The sequence below is a fragment of the Streptococcus sp. HMSC057G03 genome (assembly GCF_001808745.1).
GTDB lineage: Bacteria > Bacillota > Bacilli > Lactobacillales > Streptococcaceae > Streptococcus > Streptococcus parasanguinis_Z.
On the sequence record NZ_KV794422.1, the window covers coordinates 55808 to 73666 of the forward strand.

Below are 17859 nucleotides of genomic sequence, written 5' to 3' on the forward strand. Positions count from 1 at the left end.
GAAGAAAAAGTCATATAAAAAACTTTCCTTAGGTGAGTACGGACGTTAGGTGAAATTATCCAGTGGATGATTTCAGCAATCCAAGAAGTTCCATGACTAATTATTGAGCCTAGGGTCTCAATAATTCCGAGTGCCTGAAACAATAACGTTTCAGGCACTTTTCTCACAGCGGAAAGTTTCGGTATTTTCTTGAATCGATTTAAAAATTGGAACTCATTTTTATTTTTTTGCAAAATCGCTTAACTTATTTTACTTTAAAGTAGTTTGTCTACATTCTAAAAGTGCTAAGATGAAAATCTTAGCACTTTTTGATTTATTCATGGTCTTCTGTGTGTGTGATTTCTGGTTTGACAAAGAGTCGCTCATCACCAAGATCAATAAGGGATACTGGTGCTTCATAAAATTGGCTAAGGACATGGGGAGTTAGGATCTTTTCCTTTGGTCCTTGCTCGACCACTTGGCCATGTTTGAGTAAGAGGACATGGGTCATATCTGTTGTAATTTCCTCGGCATGGTGGGTGACGTAGATCATGGTAGGCGCGTGATCCAGTTGTTTGATATGATGGATCTGACGGAGGAGCTTTTCTCTGGCAAAGAGATCCAATCCACTAGAAGCTTCATCAAAAATGATCAGATCTGGCTGGTCCATGAGGCTTCGTGCAATGAGAACGGTCTGCTTTTCTCCCTGGGAGAGCTCCCGGTATTTGCGGCCGATCAAAGAGCTAGCTCCAATTGAAGTTAGCATATCCCGTGCCCAGTTCAGTTCTTCCTCCCCGTATGCAGTATATAAAATACTGCTCTTGTATTGACCAGTTAGGACAATTTGCTCTGTCAAAAGATGCTCTGGCAGTCTTTCTGAAATAAAGGAGCTAACGATCCCAATACGCTTCCGTAACTCAGGAATACCCCCTTCTCCAAAGCGGGTTCCAAGGACCGTTACCTGGCCAGAACTAGCCCAGTATTCAGACATGAGCAGTTTGAGGAGGGTCGATTTTCCTACTCCATTTAAGCCTAAAATGGCCCAGCATTCATTTTCTTTTACTTGCCAGTTAATCTCTTTTAAAAGGGCTTTTCCATTGCGGATCAAATTGACGTCTTGTAGTTCAATCAAATTATTCATAACTTCATCCTTTTGATTAAAATCCCCTCTATTCTATCATAAAATATGGTAGAATAGAAAACAGGAGGTAAGGAATGTTTCGAAATAGTAAATTGTTATTCTGGACATGTGAAATTTTATTATTGACGGTGATTTTCTATATTTGGAAATCAATGGGGACTTTAATTTCTCCATTTGTCTCTGTTCTGAATACCATCCTCTTACCATTTTTAATTGCAGGTTTTTTATATTACATTACCAATCCGATTGTTGAATTGTTGGAAAAACACTTAAAAATCAAGCGTGTGTTTGGCATTTTGATCACCCTAGTACTCTTGTTTGGGATCATTGGCTTAGGGATCTTTTATCTGCTCCCCATCTTGATCAATCAGTTAACCAGCTTGATCAATTCGACTCAAGGGCTCTACTGGGAAGTCCAAAGTTTGGTTCGAAAACTCTCAACCAATCCTTTGTTCCAGAATGTAAATATCCAGTCGACGATTCAGCAGTTGAATCTCTCTTATATGGATATCCTACAAAATCTCTTGAATAGTGTGACCAACAGTTTAGGAAGTGTGGTTAACACCATTGTCAATACGGTCTTTATCTTAATCATGACCCCTGTCTTCTTGGTTTATTTCTTGATTGATGGCAAGAAGTTGTTGCCGATGTTAGAACGGACCATTTTACGCAATGACAAACTCCACATTTCAAGCCTCTTGGTTAGTTTGAATGAAACGGTCTCTCGCTATATTAGTGGTATTTCGATCGATGCTTTGATCATTGGAACACTAGCCTACATTGGCTATAGTTTTATTGGATTGAAGTATGCTTTGGTCTTTGCCATTTTTTCTGGGCTGGCCAACTTGATTCCCTATGTAGGACCAACCATCGGTTTGATTCCGATGATCATCACTTATGCTTTTACCGATATGGATATGATGATCAAAGCAGTCATTTACATGTTGATCATCCAGCAGATCGATGGCAATATTCTTTATCCGCGTATTGTTGGAGGCGTGATGAAGGTTCACCCGATTACCATTATGGTTCTCTTATTGCTCTCAAGTAATATCTACGGAATTATCGGGATGGTCGTCGCGATTCCAGTCTATTCGATTGGGAAAGAAATTGTAAAATTCTTGGTAAATCTTTATGATAACCACCGTGCTGCGAAGGAGCAGAAGAAAAAAGAAGAATTTGGTATCATTAATAAATCATAGACTCTAGCGCCTATATGGGCCTTGGAGTCTTTTTTGTACAGTTTTTTGAAAAAATGCTGGAAAAAAGTCAACAAGTGCTATGAAATGTGTTAAAATATAAGTGATTTTGAAAGAAAATATGAAAAGGTAGGAAAAGATGAGACTGCTCTTATCGAAAAAACAAAGACGCCAATTGCAATTATTGGAAATCTTGATTAAGGAAAAAAGATGGTTCCACTTAAAAGAGTTGGCCAAGCGTTTGGATTGTACAGAACGTTCGTTAAAAGAAGATTTGTCTAATCTTCGTAGTACATTTGATGACTTTTTAATTGAATCCTCTACCAATGGGATCAAGATCAGTTATGAGGATTCGGTTGGTCTTGAGGTGATTTACCATCACTTTTTTAAAGAATCACAAGCCTTCGCCTTGATTGAATATCTCTTCTTCCACAAGGATGTTTCCAATGAATATATTTGCAGAAAGTTTGATCTGAGTTACCAATCTTTCTACCGCTTGATTCGGACGATCAATCAGAAGCTTCAAACCAAATACAATGTAAAGATTGATTTGAAACCCTTGAATCTTGTCGGGGATGAAGTGGATGTTCGTTTCTTCTATGCCCAGTATTTTGCGGAACGTTATTACTATATGGAGTGGCCTTTCCCAGAATTTAAGGAAGAGGCCGTGACCGATTTGATCACCTTCTTCTTCAAGCTCTATGGCTATCCATTGACCTTCTCTGTCATCAAGTCTTATAAAGTTCTCTTGACAGTCTACTTGTCACGGATTAAACAAGGTTACTTTATCGATATGCCAACGACCTTTGAAGCCTATAAAGATCAGTATCAAGGGGTGACCAATGTTGAGGAGATGTTGCGCTACTTTAGTTTGCAGTTGGGTGTCGAGTTAAATGAAAAAGTGTTGGAGCAATTCTTCATCATCTTCATTCAAGAGAATTTCTATTTCAGCCCAGAAAGCTTGATCGAAGCTGCAGAAACAGATCCTTATGCCAAAGAGTCGACCAAACTCATCAAAGATATGTTCAAGGATCTATGCTATACCTATGAACTAGAAATTGAAAATCTTGATGAGATGTTAATGCATGTTCATAACACGTCTCATCTCGGCCGGAAGGAATTATTCTCTGAGTTCCTTTTATTTGATACCAAGACCAATACCAACGAAGATTTTATGAGCATCTTCCCTGCCTTTTATGATGATTTGAGGGACCATATCATCACTTATATGAAGACCATGAAGCATAATCTGAATGAAGAAATTATCAAGCACATGATCTACACGGTCTACACTCACTGGGAACGTCTCTTACCACAATTATTGCGCCGCCGGAAGTCCATTAAGGTCTTGATTATCAGTCGTTTTGATGACCACCATGCTAAATCCATGATCGATTTTCTAGATTTCTACTGTACGGATAACTTTGAATTTACTCAGATGATCAAGTATAATCTAACAGTAGAGGATATCGAAGCTTCAGATGCAGATGTCGTGGTGGCCAACTTTATGATGCCGGAATTAAAGAAAAAACCTTTTATCTGTACAAGTAGTCTCTCATCGCTAGAGCTGGTTGAAAAACTCAATGCCTTCTTTTATGATTTTACCAGTGCAGAGCACTAAAATCAGGACCTGGTCCTGATTTTTTGATGGTGAAAAAAGAAAATGACATAGAAGAATGCAGGCTCTCATATTTTGTGGTATAATATACGATATTATATACTGGAGGAAAGTATCCATGGAAGACCCTGGCAGTCAGGAAATTTTACTGGAATTTATTTTATTGATTGTTTTGACATTATTGAACGCCTTTTTCTCGGCAACCGAAATGTCAATGGTATCGTTGAATCGTTCTCGTGTAGTGCAAAAGGCTGAAGAAGGAGATAAAAAATACATTCGTCTTCTTAGCGTTTTGGAACAGCCCAACCATTTTTTATCCACTATTCAGGTGGGGATCACCTTGATTACCATCTTATCTGGGGCGAGTCTTGCAGATAGCCTTGGTCATGTTATTGCTGGATGGATGGGCAATACTAAAACGGCTGTTGCAGCTGGAAGCTTTTTATCTCTAGCGTTTTTGACTTATATTTCGATCGTATTTGGGGAACTCTATCCGAAACGAATCGCTATGAACCTGAAAGATGAGTTAGCTGTTCGAACGGCTCCGATTGTCATTTTATTAGGAAAAATTGTTAGCCCCTTTGTTTGGTTGCTTTCAGCGTCGACCAACCTTTTGAGCCGTATCACGCCAATGGAATTCGATGATCCGGATGAAAAGATGACGCGGGATGAAATCGAGTATATGCTGACCAATAGTGAAGCAACACTAGATGCGGACGAGATTGAGATGCTCCAAGGGATCTTTTCATTAGATGAAATGGTAGCGCGTGAAGTCATGGTGCCACGGACAGATGCCTTCATGGTTGATATCAATGATGATACCAAAGAAATCATTGAAAGTATCCTTAAGCAAAACTTTTCACGGATTCCTGTCTATGATGATGACAAGGACAATGTCATCGGTCTCATCCATACCAAACGTCTCTTGAACGAAGGATTTATCAATGGCTTTGATAATATTGTCTTAAGAAAGATTTTACAAGAACCTTTGTTTGTTCCAGAGACCATTTTTGTGGATGATCTTTTGAAGGAATTGCGCAATACCCAAAATCAAATGGCCATTCTGCTTGATGAATATGGTGGGATGTCTGGTTTGGTTACTCTTGAAGACCTCTTGGAAGAAATCGTCGGTGAAATTGACGATGAGACTGACAAAGCAGAAATTGATGTCTTTGAAATTGCGGACAATACCTATGTCGTACAAGGAGCCATGTCACTAAATGACTTTAACGAATATTTTGATGTTGAGTTGCAAAGTGATGATGTGGATACCATTGCAGGGTATTATCTGACAGAGGTTGGGCGAATTCCAACCTTGAAAGAGCGACTCAGCTGTGAAGTCGATAGTCAAAAGAAACACCTCATTTTGACAAATGACAAAGTAAAAAATGGTCGTGTGACGAAGGTGAAAGTTGAAATTTCTGAAATCGTCGAGGAAGATGAAGAAACTAAATCAAAAGAAGATTAGAAAATAGAGGCCTGGATGTGTTCCAGCCTCTGTTTTTTTCTTGTCAGGACCAGTTGAATTTTCAAAAAATTTCAAAAATTTCTGAAATAGTCTTGACATCAAAAATAAATTACGGTAAGATAATACCCATAAATAAAGAAAGCAGAAAATAAACATGAAACAACAAGCCATTTCTATTCAAAAATTCTACTTTAGCTACTTTAGATAGTGTTTGTAGACATGATCTCATGGATGCAAACAACCCAAGCAATTTGTTTGTATCTATGTGGCTAAGATTTTTGATGATGGTCCATAGAGCTAGTATCTAAATGGACCGAGGTTTTGTAACTTGTTGGAGAATTTCAAGCATCCGTTTAGAGAATCATCTAAGCGGATTTTTTGTTTATTTTGCAGAAAAGGAGTCAAAAAATGAAAGTAGTGAAAAAATTGCTAGCACCTGTCCTGGTTGTAGGACTTCTGTTAACATCATTGGTGACCTTACACCACCTAAAGGATACTAAAAAAGAGAATGTCTTTCGAATTGGGATTTCCCAGTACATCACCCATAAGTCGCTTGATGCGACACGAAAAGGCTTTATCGAGGAGTTGAAGAAAGAGGGCTATGTAGATGGGAAAAATATTCAGATCGATTTCCAAAATGCTCAAGGGGAGCAACGAAATCTGAAAAATATTTCTAAACAATTGGCAGAAGAAAGTGATCTAGTCTTTGCGATTGCAACCCCTTCTGCACAAAGTTTGGCTAATACCACTAAATCAACACCTATTGTTTTCTCAGCTGTCACAGATCCTTTGGCAGCTAAATTGGTGAAAAACCTGAAAGAACCAGGTGGCAATATCACAGGGACAAGTGACCAGTCAGAAGATGCGATCGCTACACAGGTAGACATGATTAAGCAAGTGCTTCCAACGGCGAAAACAGTTGGGATTCTCTATACGCAAAGTGAGCCTAACTCCGTCGTCCAAAAAGACAATGCGAAGAAGATCCTAGAAGCTAAAGGCTATCAAGTGGTTGAAAAAACAATTCTCGATAGTAACAATGTGAAAGCTGCAGCAGACAGCATCATGTCAGAGGCAGATATCGTCTTTGTTCCGACGGACAATATTATCTCTTCTACAATGGACACTGTCAAACAGGTTTCTATCAGCCATAAGGTGCCCGTTTTTGGTGGATCTGCTGAGATGGTGGCCACTGGTGGTTTGTACAACTTTGGTACCGATTATGAGGAATTGGGGAGACAAGCTGCTCGGATGGCTATTCGCATCATGAAGGGCGAGAAACCTGGAAAAGTCGCAGTTGAAACACCTGAAAAATTAGAATTGCATACCAATAAAGAGATGGCGAAAGAACTAGGAATTGATATTAGCTCGTTGAAGGTAGAAAAATAGGAGGTTTGAGATGAATTTCGTTTTATCAAGTTTATCAGAAGGTTTATTGTGGTCGATCATGGCGATCGGTGTTTACTTAACATTTCGAATTTTAGATATTGCCGATATGACGGCAGAAGGAGCCTTTCCACTTGGGGCAGCAGTTGTAGCCTCACAAATTCAAGCGGGAAGAAACCCTTGGATTGCAACCTTGTTGGGCTTTTTTGCAGGGATGATTGCAGGCTTGGTCTCTGGGATTCTCCATACAAAAATGAAAATTCCAGCCCTCTTGACAGGGATTGTCACTTTGACGGGTCTCTACTCTATCAATATCAAAATCATGGGGGGAGTTCCCAATCTCTCTATTGGCGATGCCAGTACCATTTTCAAGAGTGTCATGAAATTTGGACTTTCTAATGAAGAAGCTGTCTTTTTGATTAGTATTTCCTGCTTGATCATCGTCTGTATCTTGTTGACCCTCCTAATGAAGACGCAACTTGGCTTGGTTTTGCGCTCGACAGGTGATAACATCCCAATGAGTGAGGCTAATGGGGTCAATGTAGATAACATGAAGATGTTGGGCTACATGATTTCAAATGGATTGATTGCTCTGTGTGGCGCTATGTTTGCTCAAAATGATGGTTTCTCAGATGTGACTTCTGGGACAGGGACGATCGTGGTTGGCTTGAGTGCGGTGATTATCGCTGAGGTTTTGATTCACGAATTGACTATTGGTTGGCGCTTGCTTTCCATCGGAGTTGGAGCCATTGTTTACCGTTTGATTATCTTAAATATTTACGAGATCCCAAATCTCGATCAAAATATGGTTCGTCTCTTCAATGCGATCTTGCTCGCGATTGTCTTGTTCGCTCCTGAGGCGCAAAAACGTCTTCGTATTCGCGGATTGAAGCTAGGAAATAAGTAGGAGAAAAGTATGGCAACATTATTATCAATTGAAGGCATTCATAAGACATTTGAAGCAGGAACGGTTAATGAAAACCACGTCTTAAAAGGCTTGGATCTCCAAGTAGAAGAAGGGGACTTCATTTCGGTCATCGGTGGAAATGGAGCTGGAAAATCAACCTTGATGAACATCTTGGCAGGAAATCTAGTCGTGGATGAAGGGGATATCTTGCTAGAAGGTAACTCCATCAAAAATACGAGTGTTCGGAAGCGTGCGAAAGATATTGCGCGTGTCTTCCAAGATCCTAAAATGGGGACGGCTTCTCGTTTGACCATTGAAGAAAATATGGCCATTGCCCAACGTCGTGGAAAATCTCGTGGTTTGAGCTGGGGCGTTCGGGAGAAGGATCGCGAATTATTTCGTGAAGCCTTGAAGGAACTGAATATTGGTTTAGAGAACCGCCTCAAAGTCGATACTCAATATCTGTCTGGTGGGCAACGTCAAGCTTTGACTTTGGTCATGGCAGCGTTGGTTAAACCCAAACTCTTGCTTCTGGATGAACATACCGCAGCGCTTGATCCCAAGACCAGTGAAATGGTCATGGAATTGACACAAAAGATCGTGGAAAGCCATGATTTGACAACCTTGATGATTACGCATGATATGAACCATGCTATCGAATACGGCAACCGCTTGATCATGCTCTACCAAGGCAAGATCGTTGTCGACGTCAAAGGAGAAGAAAAGAAAAACCTAACGGTTGAAGATTTGATGCGCCTCTTCCAACAAAACAGTGGTGAAACTCTGGTTAGTGATGAATTGGTCTTAGGATAAAATAAAAGAGAGTGGGACAGAAATCGGTCATTCGTTAGAATTCGATTTCGTCGTCCCACCTCCGCACAGTTGTGTAGGGCTGTAAAAGCTGATGAAATCAGCGTAGTAGAGCCCAGTCAACCGCTGCGTCTTGCTCGACAATTCAAAGATAACTGAGAGGCTAGGACTTTTGTCCCAGCCTCATTTTTATTTCCTCCGCTCTGCATAGTCGACAAAATGAAACTTGTCTAATTTGTGACGGCTTTCGGTGAACTGGAATTGCCGACCGTCTGCTAAGTAAACTTGGGAGCGGACCGTTAGCACGTGTTGGTCTTTTCCAAGATCCAGTAAGATCTTATCGCGATTATCGATTGGTGAAATCAAAATTTCTTTCTTATTGGGTTGAAGTGTTTTTTTTGAAAAATATTTTTGAAAGCGCTTGAAAATGTAAAACCATTCCCTTATAATAAAAGAGGAAAACTTTTTAGGGATGGAGAGAAGCATGAGAAATAACGGAAAAAAGATTCGATTATTAGCAGTAGCTACCTTATTGGTTAGTCAGTTGGGGGTCTTTAACAGTGCCCTCACGGTAGTTGCTGACGAGACCACAGCTTCGACTTCAGAGTCAGCACTTGTGACGAACACTAGTAGCGAGGAAGGCTTGACAAATCATTCGACTTCCGCAACAACAACTACAGACGCTACGACGAGAGCTTCGAGTGATAAAGAAGAGACATCTAGCAGTTCCTCAGACGCTACTGAGGAGAAAACGGTTAAGGTCGGGGACATTCAAGGGGAATCGCAACGCTCTCCACTGGAAGGCCAAAAGGTAGCCATCAAAAATGCAGTGGTGACTAAGACAGACCGCTATGGTTTTTATGCCCAAGATATTGAGTCGGATGGGAATAGCCGTACTTCAGATGGGATTTATGTTGTTTCCAAATACAAGGTGAAAGTCGGTGACAAGGTGAAAATCACTGGTACCGTCAAGGAAGGCTATATGGAAGAGGTTACCTTGGGAGCTGGGAAAACCTTTAAGGAACCAACGAATAGTTTAACGGTGACCATGCTGGTCGATGCTTGGATCACAAAAGATGGGACGGCCCCTCTTCCAGAAGCTGTGAATATCACTGCGGGCATGCCAGCAGATGTGAAGCCTAATCCGACTGCCTATGCTCCAGAAACCGATGCCCTCGATTATTGGGAAAGCCTGGAAGGAATGCTCACAGTGGTGAAGAAACCGCATGTCCTTGGTCCCCAGTACAAGGGAGATATCTATGTCTTGGGAGAAGATTTCACAGGCCTTCCTTTAAACAATATTGGAGGTCTGAATCTACGGCCACATGCGCAAAATACTGCGACGATCCCGATTTATGTTGGGAATCAGTTTGTCGCAAAAGCCAAGGATTACTTTACAGAAGATGTGACAGGAGTGGTAACGTATCGAAATAGCTTCTATAAATTAGAGCCCACTCAACAGTTGATGGTCCAAGACGGTGGCTTGCAGCGTCAAGCAGCTCAAACCCAACCAAGTGAGGACAAGCTGACCATTGCTTCCTATAATATTGAAAATTTCTCGGCTAACAATGCCAAAAATGAAACCCCAGAGGATAAGGTGACGCTGATTGCCAATTCCTTTATCCATGAAATTCACAATCCAGACATCATTACTTTGATTGAAGTCCAGGACAATAATGGTAGTGTGGATGACGGAACGACCAGTGGTGTTGAAAGTGGACGCAAACTAGCCAATCGGATCAAGGAATTGGGTGGCAAGAGCTATGAGTATACGGAGGTTGCTCCAGTAGATGGCGCTGACGGAGGAAAGCCTGGTTCTAATATTCGTTTGGGAATCCTCTACAATCCAGAACGCGTAACCTTAGCCAAAAAAGAGGCAGCAACTAGCAACGAGGCAGCACAATTTGACAAGGGACACCTGGTTAAAAATCCAGCTCGGATTGCCCCTAATGACCCATCGTTTGATCATACTCGCAAGTCTTTGGCTGTTGAATTTGAATTCAAAGGTCAACCAGTTGTGGTGATTGCCAATCACTTGAAATCAAAAATCGGAGATGATGCTATTTATGGGGCAAGCCAACCAGCAGTGGAACATACCTTGCCAACTCGTGAAGCACAAGCTAGTGTCATCCATCAATTCGTTCAAGAAGGCTTGAAGCAAAATCCGAAGACCACCTTTGTTTTGACGGGTGATTTTAATGACTACGATTTCTCAACCACGGCACAGATCCTTGCGGGTAGTGAACTAACCAACTTAATGGCTCAACATGATGCAGGCGATCGCTATTCTTATTTCTACCGTGGAAGCAATCAAGTTTTGGATAACATTTTTATCTCAAACAACATGGCAGCCAAAGCAAGGTTTGAACCAGTCCATATCAATGCTTCCTTTATGAAGGAACATGGTCGTGCATCAGACCATGATCCTGTCTTGGTCCAAATCGACTTTAGTGGAGCACAAACTCCAGGAACGCCGACGGATGATCAACAAGGGAATACAGGACAACCAACGGATCAAACCATCCCTTCCTCATCGAATACAGGATCTCAACTAGTCCCTCATCAGGCTCAAGCCAATGAACAAAAGAGTTCACCATCTGAAAGCAAAGAGAAGGGCAAGAACGAAGATGAGAAGCAAGACGACAAGGAAGAGGCAGCAACAGAAACGAAGACACCAGGAAAACGGAAAATCCTCCCATCTACTGGACAAGAAACAAGCTATCTAGCTCTTTTTGGAGTGGCAATAGCTACGATGAGTCTTGTCTGGTATAAGAAGAAAAAGACTTACTAACGTTTTCAAAAGAAAGATCTAAAAAAGGAGTCGCTGGCTCCTTTTTTTATCCTAAAATACAGGACAGATAGTCCCATATTGGAAACTGTACTAGGACAATGAAAAACACTGAAAAGAACAGTTTCTTTTCAAAAAGAAGCTTAAACTCTTTAAAATAGATGGAATCGTGTTATAATAAAATCATAAAACGTTTTCAAGAGAAGAGGTTCCTCAATGGAAAATGAAACAGTTGATTATGGAAAAGTAACAGGAATGGTACACTCAACAGAAAGTTTTGGGGCAGTAGACGGGCCTGGGATCCGCTTTATTGTCTTCCTTCAAGGGTGTCAAATGCGGTGTCAATACTGCCACAATCCAGATACTTGGGCAATGGAAACCAACAAGTCCCGTGAACGGACAGTGGATGATGTCCTAGAAGAAGCCCTCCGTTATCGTGGATTTTGGGGCGAAAAAGGGGGAATCACTGTCAGTGGTGGAGAAGCCCTCTTGCAGATTGACTTTTTGATTGCCCTCTTCACCAAGGCTCAAGAGTTGGGCATTCATTGTACCTTGGATACCTGTGCCCTTCCTTTCCGGAATACACCTCGTTATTTGGAAAAATTCGACCGCTTGATGGCGGTGACAGACTTGGTGCTTCTGGATATCAAGGAAATCAATGATGAACGACACAAAATTGTGACCAGCCATACCAATAAAACGATTTTAGCTTGTGCCAAGTACTTATCTGATATTGGAAAACCAGTCTGGATTCGTCACGTTTTGGTACCTGGGCTTACAGACCGAGATGACGACTTGATCGAGCTTGGAAAATTTGTTAAAACCCTTAAAAATGTTGATAAATTTGAGATCCTTCCTTACCATACGATGGGGGAATTCAAATGGCGTGAATTGGGAATTCCGTACAAATTGGAGGGTGTGAAACCACCGACAAAAGAACGGGTCCAAAATGCAAAAGATTTGATGGAAACAGAAAGTTACCAAGATTACCTGAAACGGGTCAAAGGATAAAAAGTATAGACAGTTGGGCCTTCCAGCTGTCTTTTCTATTGAAATGCACAACTATTCCCTTTCTTTAAATGGCAAAACGTGCTAAAATAGAGTGAATCTATAAATGAAATAAAGAGGTAGAAACATGTCAAAAATTCTCGTTTTTGGTCACCAAAATCCTGACTCAGATGCTATCGGCTCATCTGTAGCTTTTGCTTATCTTGCAAAAGAAGCATATGGTTTGGATACAGAAGCAGTGGCTCTTGGAACTCCGAATGAAGAAACAGCTTTCGTATTGGACTATTTTGGTGTGGAAGCACCACGCGTCATCACATCAGCTAAAGCAGAAGGTGCAGAGCAAGTTATCTTGACGGACCACAATGAATTTCAACAATCTGTTTCAGATATCGCTGAAGTAGAAGTTTACGGTGTGGTGGATCACCACCGTGTGGCTAACTTTGAAACTGCTAGCCCACTTTACATGCGTTTGGAACCAGTAGGATCAGCATCTTCTATCGTTTACCGCATGTTCAAAGAACACGGTGTAGCAGTGCCAAAAGAATTGGCAGGTTTGATGCTTTCAGGTTTGATTTCAGATACTCTTCTTTTGAAATCTCCAACTACCCACCCATCTGATAAAGTCATTGCGCCTGAATTGGCTGAATTGGCTGGTGTCAACTTGGAAGAATATGGTCTTGTAATGCTCAAGGCTGGTACTAACTTGGCAAGCAAATCAGCAGAAGAATTGATCGACATCGATGCTAAGACTTTTGAATTGAACGGAAATAACGTTCGTGTGGCTCAAGTGAATACAGTTGATATTGCGGAAGTTTTGGAACGCCAAGCTGAAATCGAAGCAGCTATCCAAGCTGCCAATGCAGCTAACGGCTACTCTGACTTTGTTTTGATGATTACAGACATCGTCAACTCAAACTCAGAAATCTTGGCTCTTGGTGCCAACATGGACAAGGTAGAAGCAGCCTTCAACTTCAAACTTGAAAACAATCATGCTTTCCTTCCAGGTGCCGTTTCACGTAAGAAACAAGTGGTTCCTCAATTGACTGAAAGCTTTAATGCTTAATGATAAATGGGGAAACCCATTATTAAAAAGGAGTTTCGACTCCTTTTTTGCTAGGAGAAGATCATGTTAGAGACGGGCGATTTGATTTTTGTGAGAGAAGATACGGAAATGGGGCAGGCCATCCAGGTATCTACTGGCAACTATAGCCATGTGGCTATCTTTTTGGACGGTTTCATTTATCATGCCACGGTAGAAGGTGGCGTCCTTTCCCAAGCCCCTGAGGATTTCTTTGAAGCTGGAAAAGTCTATGACCTTTATCGCTATGCGCAGATTGATTGTCCAGAGGTCAAAAAGCGGGCAGAAAACCTTTTAGGGGCTCCCTACAATGCTTCCTTTTATCCAGATGGAGCTGGTTTCTATTGTTCCCAGTTCATTGCTGAACTACTTCCTATTTTTGAAACCATTCCCATGAAGTTTGGAGATGAGGAACAAGAGATTAGTTCGTTTTGGGAAGATTACTACAGAGAGCTTGGTCTAGCGGTTCCTTTAGATCAGCCCGGGACCAACCCGAGTCAGTTAGCCCAATCACCCTATCTACAGTTTAAAGAAAGGTATTTGGATGATTACAATCATTAATCCCACACGTTTGACACGTCAGCCATTTTTCAAGGACTTGATCAACTTTTTGGATCAGCACGACGATGTGATCCTGCGGCAAATCAAGGCCCAATTTCCAGATCAACCAGTGGACAAGCTCATGGAGGAGTATATCAAAGCGGGCTTCATCCTTCGAGAAAATAAACGCTACACCCTCAACCTGCCCTTCTTGAAGTCAGCTGATCTTGTTGACTTGGATCAGGAGGTCTTTGTTCGAGAGGACAGTGCAGTTTATCAAGAATTAAAAGCCAAGGTCTTCCAAACGGAACTCCGCAACACGACTAATGCAGCGATTCTCATAGAGGAGACGGACTTTGCGCGAAATGCACAGACCCTTTCCAATTACTTTTACAAGGTAGCTCACCAATATCCATTGACGGAGGAGCAAGAAAAGCTTTATGCCATCTTGGGAGATGTCAATCCTGAGTATGCTCTTAAGTATATGACTAGCTTTTTGCTCAAATTTCTTAAAAAAGAAGTAGTCCAGCAAAAGCGCAAGGACATCTTTGTCGACAGTTTAGAAGTCTTAGGCTATATCCGCAAAAATGATGAAGGCAAATATGAATTAGCAGTGGACTTGGATAAGGAAAGATTGATGTTTATGAAGCAATAGAAAAGGCTAGGAAAACTTCCTAGCCTTGTTTTTTTTGATTATAGATAACGTTCAGCAATGGTAGCATCACCTGGATACTCTTCTTTTACGCCATTGACGATTTGGTAGCAGTCCGCTCCTTTTCCAGCGATAATGACGGCATCTTCAGGCTTGCTGGTTGTCGCCATAGCCAGTTGAATGGCTTGCTCTCGATCTGCGATTTTCTCGACAGGGCGCGTGATAAAACTACTAATCTCTTCAGCGATAGCCAAAGGATCTTCATAGTTGGGATCATCAGCTGTGAGGAAGACTTGGATCTCAGGATGGTCTTCCAAGAGTATGCCAAAGTCCTTGCGGCGGCTCTCTCCTTTATTCCCAGTTGATCCGAGAACTAGTGAAATGGTCCCCGTTTGATGGGTTTCGACAACAGAGAGTAGTTTTTTCAAGCTATCACCATTATGGGCGTAGTCGATGAAGACCTTAGCGCCGTTTTGCTGAGTCAAGACTTCCATTCGGCCTGGAACGCGCGTCTTAGCAATCCCTTTTTGGATATCCTCGAGGCTCGCACCTAGGCGAAGGCAGGCAAGTCCGGCAGCCACAGCATTTTCTTGGTTGAAATGTCCAATCAGTTGGATTTCATAGTTTCCAGCTAATTTACCAGTGGCTGAGAAGCTGAAGGCCTTAGAGTTTTCAATTTGATTCTCAGACTGGCTTCCATAAAAATCGTGGTCTTGGTTCGCGACTTGGTCCGCTAAAACTTGGAAATGATCCATATCACTATTGATGACAACGGCTTGGCTGTTCTTCATGAGGAGACGTTTGTGGTAGAAATAATCCTCAAAAGTTGGGTGTTCAATCGGTCCAATATGGTCAGGACTGATGTTGAGAAAAACACCAACGTCAAAGGTCAGACCGTAAACTCGTTTCACTAGATAAGCTTGACTGGAAACTTCCATAATGAGGTGGGTCCGATCATTGGCTACTGCCTCAGCCATCATGGCAAAAAGATCCAAGCTCTCTGGAGTTGTCAGGGTCGATTTAAAGAAGTTTTTACCATCCAGTGTTGTATTCATGGTCGACAGCATAGCTGGTCGGTGACTTTGTTCCAAAATATGGTAAGCAAAATAGGCCGCGGTTGTCTTTCCCTTAGTCCCTGTGAAGGCCAATAGTTTTAATTGTTTCTCAGGGTGTCCATAAAACTCCATGGCGATTAAGCTCATAGCCTGTTTGATATCATTGACGAGGATGGCAGGAATACCAACTTCATAATCTTTTTCAGAGACATAAAAGCCGAGTCCATTAGAAATAGCCTGTTCCAGGTATTCTTTTTTGAAGTTAGCCCCTTTGACAAAAAAGAGGGTGCTAGCAGAAACCTTCCGGCTATCATAGCTAATAGCATCAAAATTTGTTCCTTCTAGATGGTAGTAGTATTCACCATTTACTAGAACTTCTCGGAAATTTTGGTCATGTTTTAAAATATTGAGGGTTTGTTCAATTGTAATCATAAAACTATTGTAAACCTAAAGTCCCTATTTTACAAGTGTCATGGAAAAGTTTATAATGAAGAGAAGAAGAAACGAAAGAGGACACCAATGAGTCACGAACAAAATGACCAGCAAGCCCAGATGCTACGCGGGACTGCCTGGATGACAGCCAGCAACTTTATCAGCCGTTTGCTAGGAGCCGCTTATATTATTCCTTGGTATATTTGGATGGGGAAATATGGGCCACAAGCCAATGGTCTTTTTACAATGGGCTACAATATCTATGCTTGGTTTCTCTTGATTTCGACAGCCGGAGTACCCGTAGCTGTTGCTAAGCAAGTAGCCAAATACAATACCCGGGACCAAGCGGATCATAGCTTTGCTTTGATTCGGGGCTTCTTGAAATTTATGGGAATTCTAGGCCTTGGATTTGCCATTCTCATGTATCTTTTGTCTCCTGTCTTTGCGAGTCTTTCAGGTGGGGGAAAAGAGTTGATTCCGATCATGCAGAGCCTTTCTTGGGCTGTCTTGATCTTTCCTTCGATGAGTGTCATTCGGGGATTTTTCCAAGGTTTTAACAACATGAAGCCTTACGCCATTAGCCAGATCGCTGAACAAGTGATCCGGGTCATCTGGATGTTGCTCACGACCTTCTTCATTATGAAGATTGGCTCAGGAGACTATGTGCAGGCTGTGACGCAGTCGACCTTTGCGGCCTTTATCGGTATGGGAGCGAGCCTTCTGGTGCTCTTTTATTACCTTGCAAAGACAGGCTTGCTCTCTTCTATTTTTAGAAAGCAAGAGGGAAGTGAAGGGATTGATACTCGGGCTCTCTTGATTGATACGATTCGTGAGGCCATTCCTTTTATTATCACTGGTTCTGCGATTCAGCTCTTCCAAATTGTTGACCAGATGACCTTTATCAATGTCATGTCTTGGTTCACAGATTATAGTCAAAAGCAGCTCTTGGTCATGTTTAGTTATTTCTCTGCTAATCCAAACAAAATCACCATGATCTTGATTGCGGTAGCGACTTCGATTGGGGGAGTCGGGATTCCTCTTTTGACAGAGAATTATGTGAAGGGGGACCTAAAAGCGGCTGGGAAGCTCGTACAGGATAACTTGACCATGTTGCTAGCTTTCTTACTTCCAGCCACCTTTGGTGCAGTAGCAGTCGCAAAACCACTTTATACGGTTTTCTATGGGCAACCAGATGGCTTGGCCTTAGGACTCTTCATCGTAGCAATGTTGCAGACCGTAATTCTCGGCCTTTACACAGTCTTGTCTCCAATGATTCAAGCCCTCTTTCAAAATCGTAAGGCCATTCGCTACTTCCTTTATGGTGTAGTGGTGAAATTGGTCCTACAAATTCCATTTATTTTGGTTTTTCGTTCTTATGGACCACTTTTGTCAACGACCATTGCCTTAATGGTGCCAATCGTTCTCATGTATCGAGAGATCCAAACCATCACTCAGTTTAATCGAACCATCGTCTTCAAGCGGACCTTGCTTGGTTCTATCCTGACTGTAGTGATGCTACTTGGAGTCTTGATCGCAGGCTTGATTTTGGGCTGGATTTTCCCACCAAATGGCCGTGTATCGAGCATGATTTATATCGTCGTCATTGGAGGATTGGGAGTTGCTATTTATGGAGCCTTAGGATTATGGCTACGGTATTTTGACCGCTTTATCGGAGGTCAAGCTGCACGTCTTAGACAAAAATTTCGGATTAAATAAATCAGAGGTTGGACATTTAAGTCCAGTCTCTGATTGAGGACAAAGTTATCTTGAAAACTTTCCTTAAGTGAGTACGGACGTCAGC

General features: G+C 41.8%; 14 protein-coding genes and 1 pseudogene. 12 read left to right on the top strand and 3 right to left on the bottom strand.

The window, feature by feature from the left end; translation table 11 throughout:
• Window positions 1-313: 313 nt before the first annotated feature.
• Window positions 314-1120, bottom strand: coding sequence for an ABC transporter ATP-binding protein (locus HMPREF2686_RS03965; RefSeq protein WP_070449281.1), 807 nt, complete (start codon window positions 1118-1120; stop codon window positions 314-316).
• A 74-nt stretch (window positions 1121-1194) separates the two neighbouring features.
• Here HMPREF2686_RS03965 and HMPREF2686_RS03970 point away from each other — a divergent pair, with 74 nt between their 5' ends.
• From HMPREF2686_RS03970 to HMPREF2686_RS03995, 6 genes are all read left to right on the top strand, one after another.
• Entirely contained in the window at window positions 1195-2322 is a 1128-nt protein-coding gene (locus tag HMPREF2686_RS03970) for an AI-2E family transporter (RefSeq protein ID WP_070449283.1), read from the top strand.
• A gap of 136 nt (window positions 2323-2458) precedes the next feature.
• The gene (locus HMPREF2686_RS03975; RefSeq protein WP_070449285.1) at window positions 2459-3940 is read left to right on the top strand and encodes an AcpB/EbpR/MafR family transcriptional regulator; all 1482 of its coding nucleotides are present in this window, start codon (window positions 2459-2461) and stop codon (window positions 3938-3940) included.
• A gap of 115 nt (window positions 3941-4055) precedes the next feature.
• Window positions 4056-5405 carry a hemolysin family protein gene (locus HMPREF2686_RS03980; RefSeq protein WP_070449287.1) on the top strand — a complete coding sequence of 450 codons (1350 nt, stop codon included), beginning with the start codon at window positions 4056-4058 and terminating at the stop codon, window positions 5403-5405.
• Window positions 5406-5813: 408 nt separating this feature from the next.
• Window positions 5814-6791, top strand: coding sequence for an ABC transporter substrate-binding protein (locus HMPREF2686_RS03985; RefSeq protein WP_070449289.1), 978 nt, complete (start codon window positions 5814-5816; stop codon window positions 6789-6791).
• 10 nt (window positions 6792-6801) lie between these two features.
• Window positions 6802-7695, top strand: coding sequence for an ABC transporter permease (locus HMPREF2686_RS03990; protein WP_049472481.1), 894 nt, complete (start codon window positions 6802-6804; stop codon window positions 7693-7695).
• A 9-nt stretch (window positions 7696-7704) separates the two neighbouring features.
• Complete coding sequence (locus HMPREF2686_RS03995; RefSeq protein ID WP_003005034.1) at window positions 7705-8508, top strand: ABC transporter ATP-binding protein; 804 nt, start codon at window positions 7705-7707, stop codon at window positions 8506-8508.
• A gap of 186 nt (window positions 8509-8694) precedes the next feature.
• On the opposite strand, the pseudogene HMPREF2686_RS04000 reads toward HMPREF2686_RS03995, so the two are convergent.
• A pseudogene (locus HMPREF2686_RS04000) lies at window positions 8695-8904 on the bottom strand (UTRA domain-containing protein); the annotation flags it as partial.
• Window positions 8905-8989: 85 nt separating this feature from the next.
• Between HMPREF2686_RS04000 and HMPREF2686_RS04005 the strand changes: the two are divergent.
• From HMPREF2686_RS04005 to HMPREF2686_RS04025, 5 genes are all read left to right on the top strand, one after another.
• The gene (locus tag HMPREF2686_RS04005; protein ID WP_070449290.1) at window positions 8990-11296 is read left to right on the top strand and encodes an endonuclease/exonuclease/phosphatase family protein; all 2307 of its coding nucleotides are present in this window, start codon (window positions 8990-8992) and stop codon (window positions 11294-11296) included.
• A gap of 213 nt (window positions 11297-11509) precedes the next feature.
• Window positions 11510-12304 (top strand): pyruvate formate-lyase-activating protein, encoded by a 795-nt coding sequence (gene pflA / locus HMPREF2686_RS04010; protein ID WP_003005017.1) that lies wholly within the window; start codon window positions 11510-11512, stop codon window positions 12302-12304.
• Window positions 12305-12428: 124 nt separating this feature from the next.
• Window positions 12429-13364, top strand: coding sequence for a manganese-dependent inorganic pyrophosphatase (locus HMPREF2686_RS04015; protein ID WP_070449292.1), 936 nt, complete (start codon window positions 12429-12431; stop codon window positions 13362-13364).
• A 63-nt stretch (window positions 13365-13427) separates the two neighbouring features.
• Complete coding sequence (locus tag HMPREF2686_RS04020; RefSeq protein WP_070449294.1) at window positions 13428-13940, top strand: YiiX/YebB-like N1pC/P60 family cysteine hydrolase; 513 nt, start codon at window positions 13428-13430, stop codon at window positions 13938-13940.
• Window positions 13924-14574: a DUF1803 domain-containing protein gene (locus tag HMPREF2686_RS04025; RefSeq protein WP_070449296.1), complete on the top strand. Its 651-nt coding sequence runs from the start codon at window positions 13924-13926 to the stop codon at window positions 14572-14574. The genes HMPREF2686_RS04020 and HMPREF2686_RS04025 overlap by 17 nt, the downstream gene beginning before the upstream one ends.
• A gap of 38 nt (window positions 14575-14612) precedes the next feature.
• Here the strand turns inward: HMPREF2686_RS04025 and HMPREF2686_RS04030 are convergent, their stop codons facing one another.
• On the bottom strand, window positions 14613-16058 hold the full coding sequence (locus HMPREF2686_RS04030) for a UDP-N-acetylmuramoyl-L-alanyl-D-glutamate--L-lysine ligase (protein ID WP_070449298.1): 1446 nt from the start codon (window positions 16056-16058) through the stop codon (window positions 14613-14615).
• A gap of 87 nt (window positions 16059-16145) precedes the next feature.
• On the opposite strand from HMPREF2686_RS04030, the gene HMPREF2686_RS04035 reads away from it, so the two are divergent.
• Window positions 16146-17774 (top strand): putative polysaccharide biosynthesis protein, encoded by a 1629-nt coding sequence (locus HMPREF2686_RS04035; protein ID WP_070449300.1) that lies wholly within the window; start codon window positions 16146-16148, stop codon window positions 17772-17774.
• Window positions 17775-17859 lie beyond the last annotated feature (85 nt).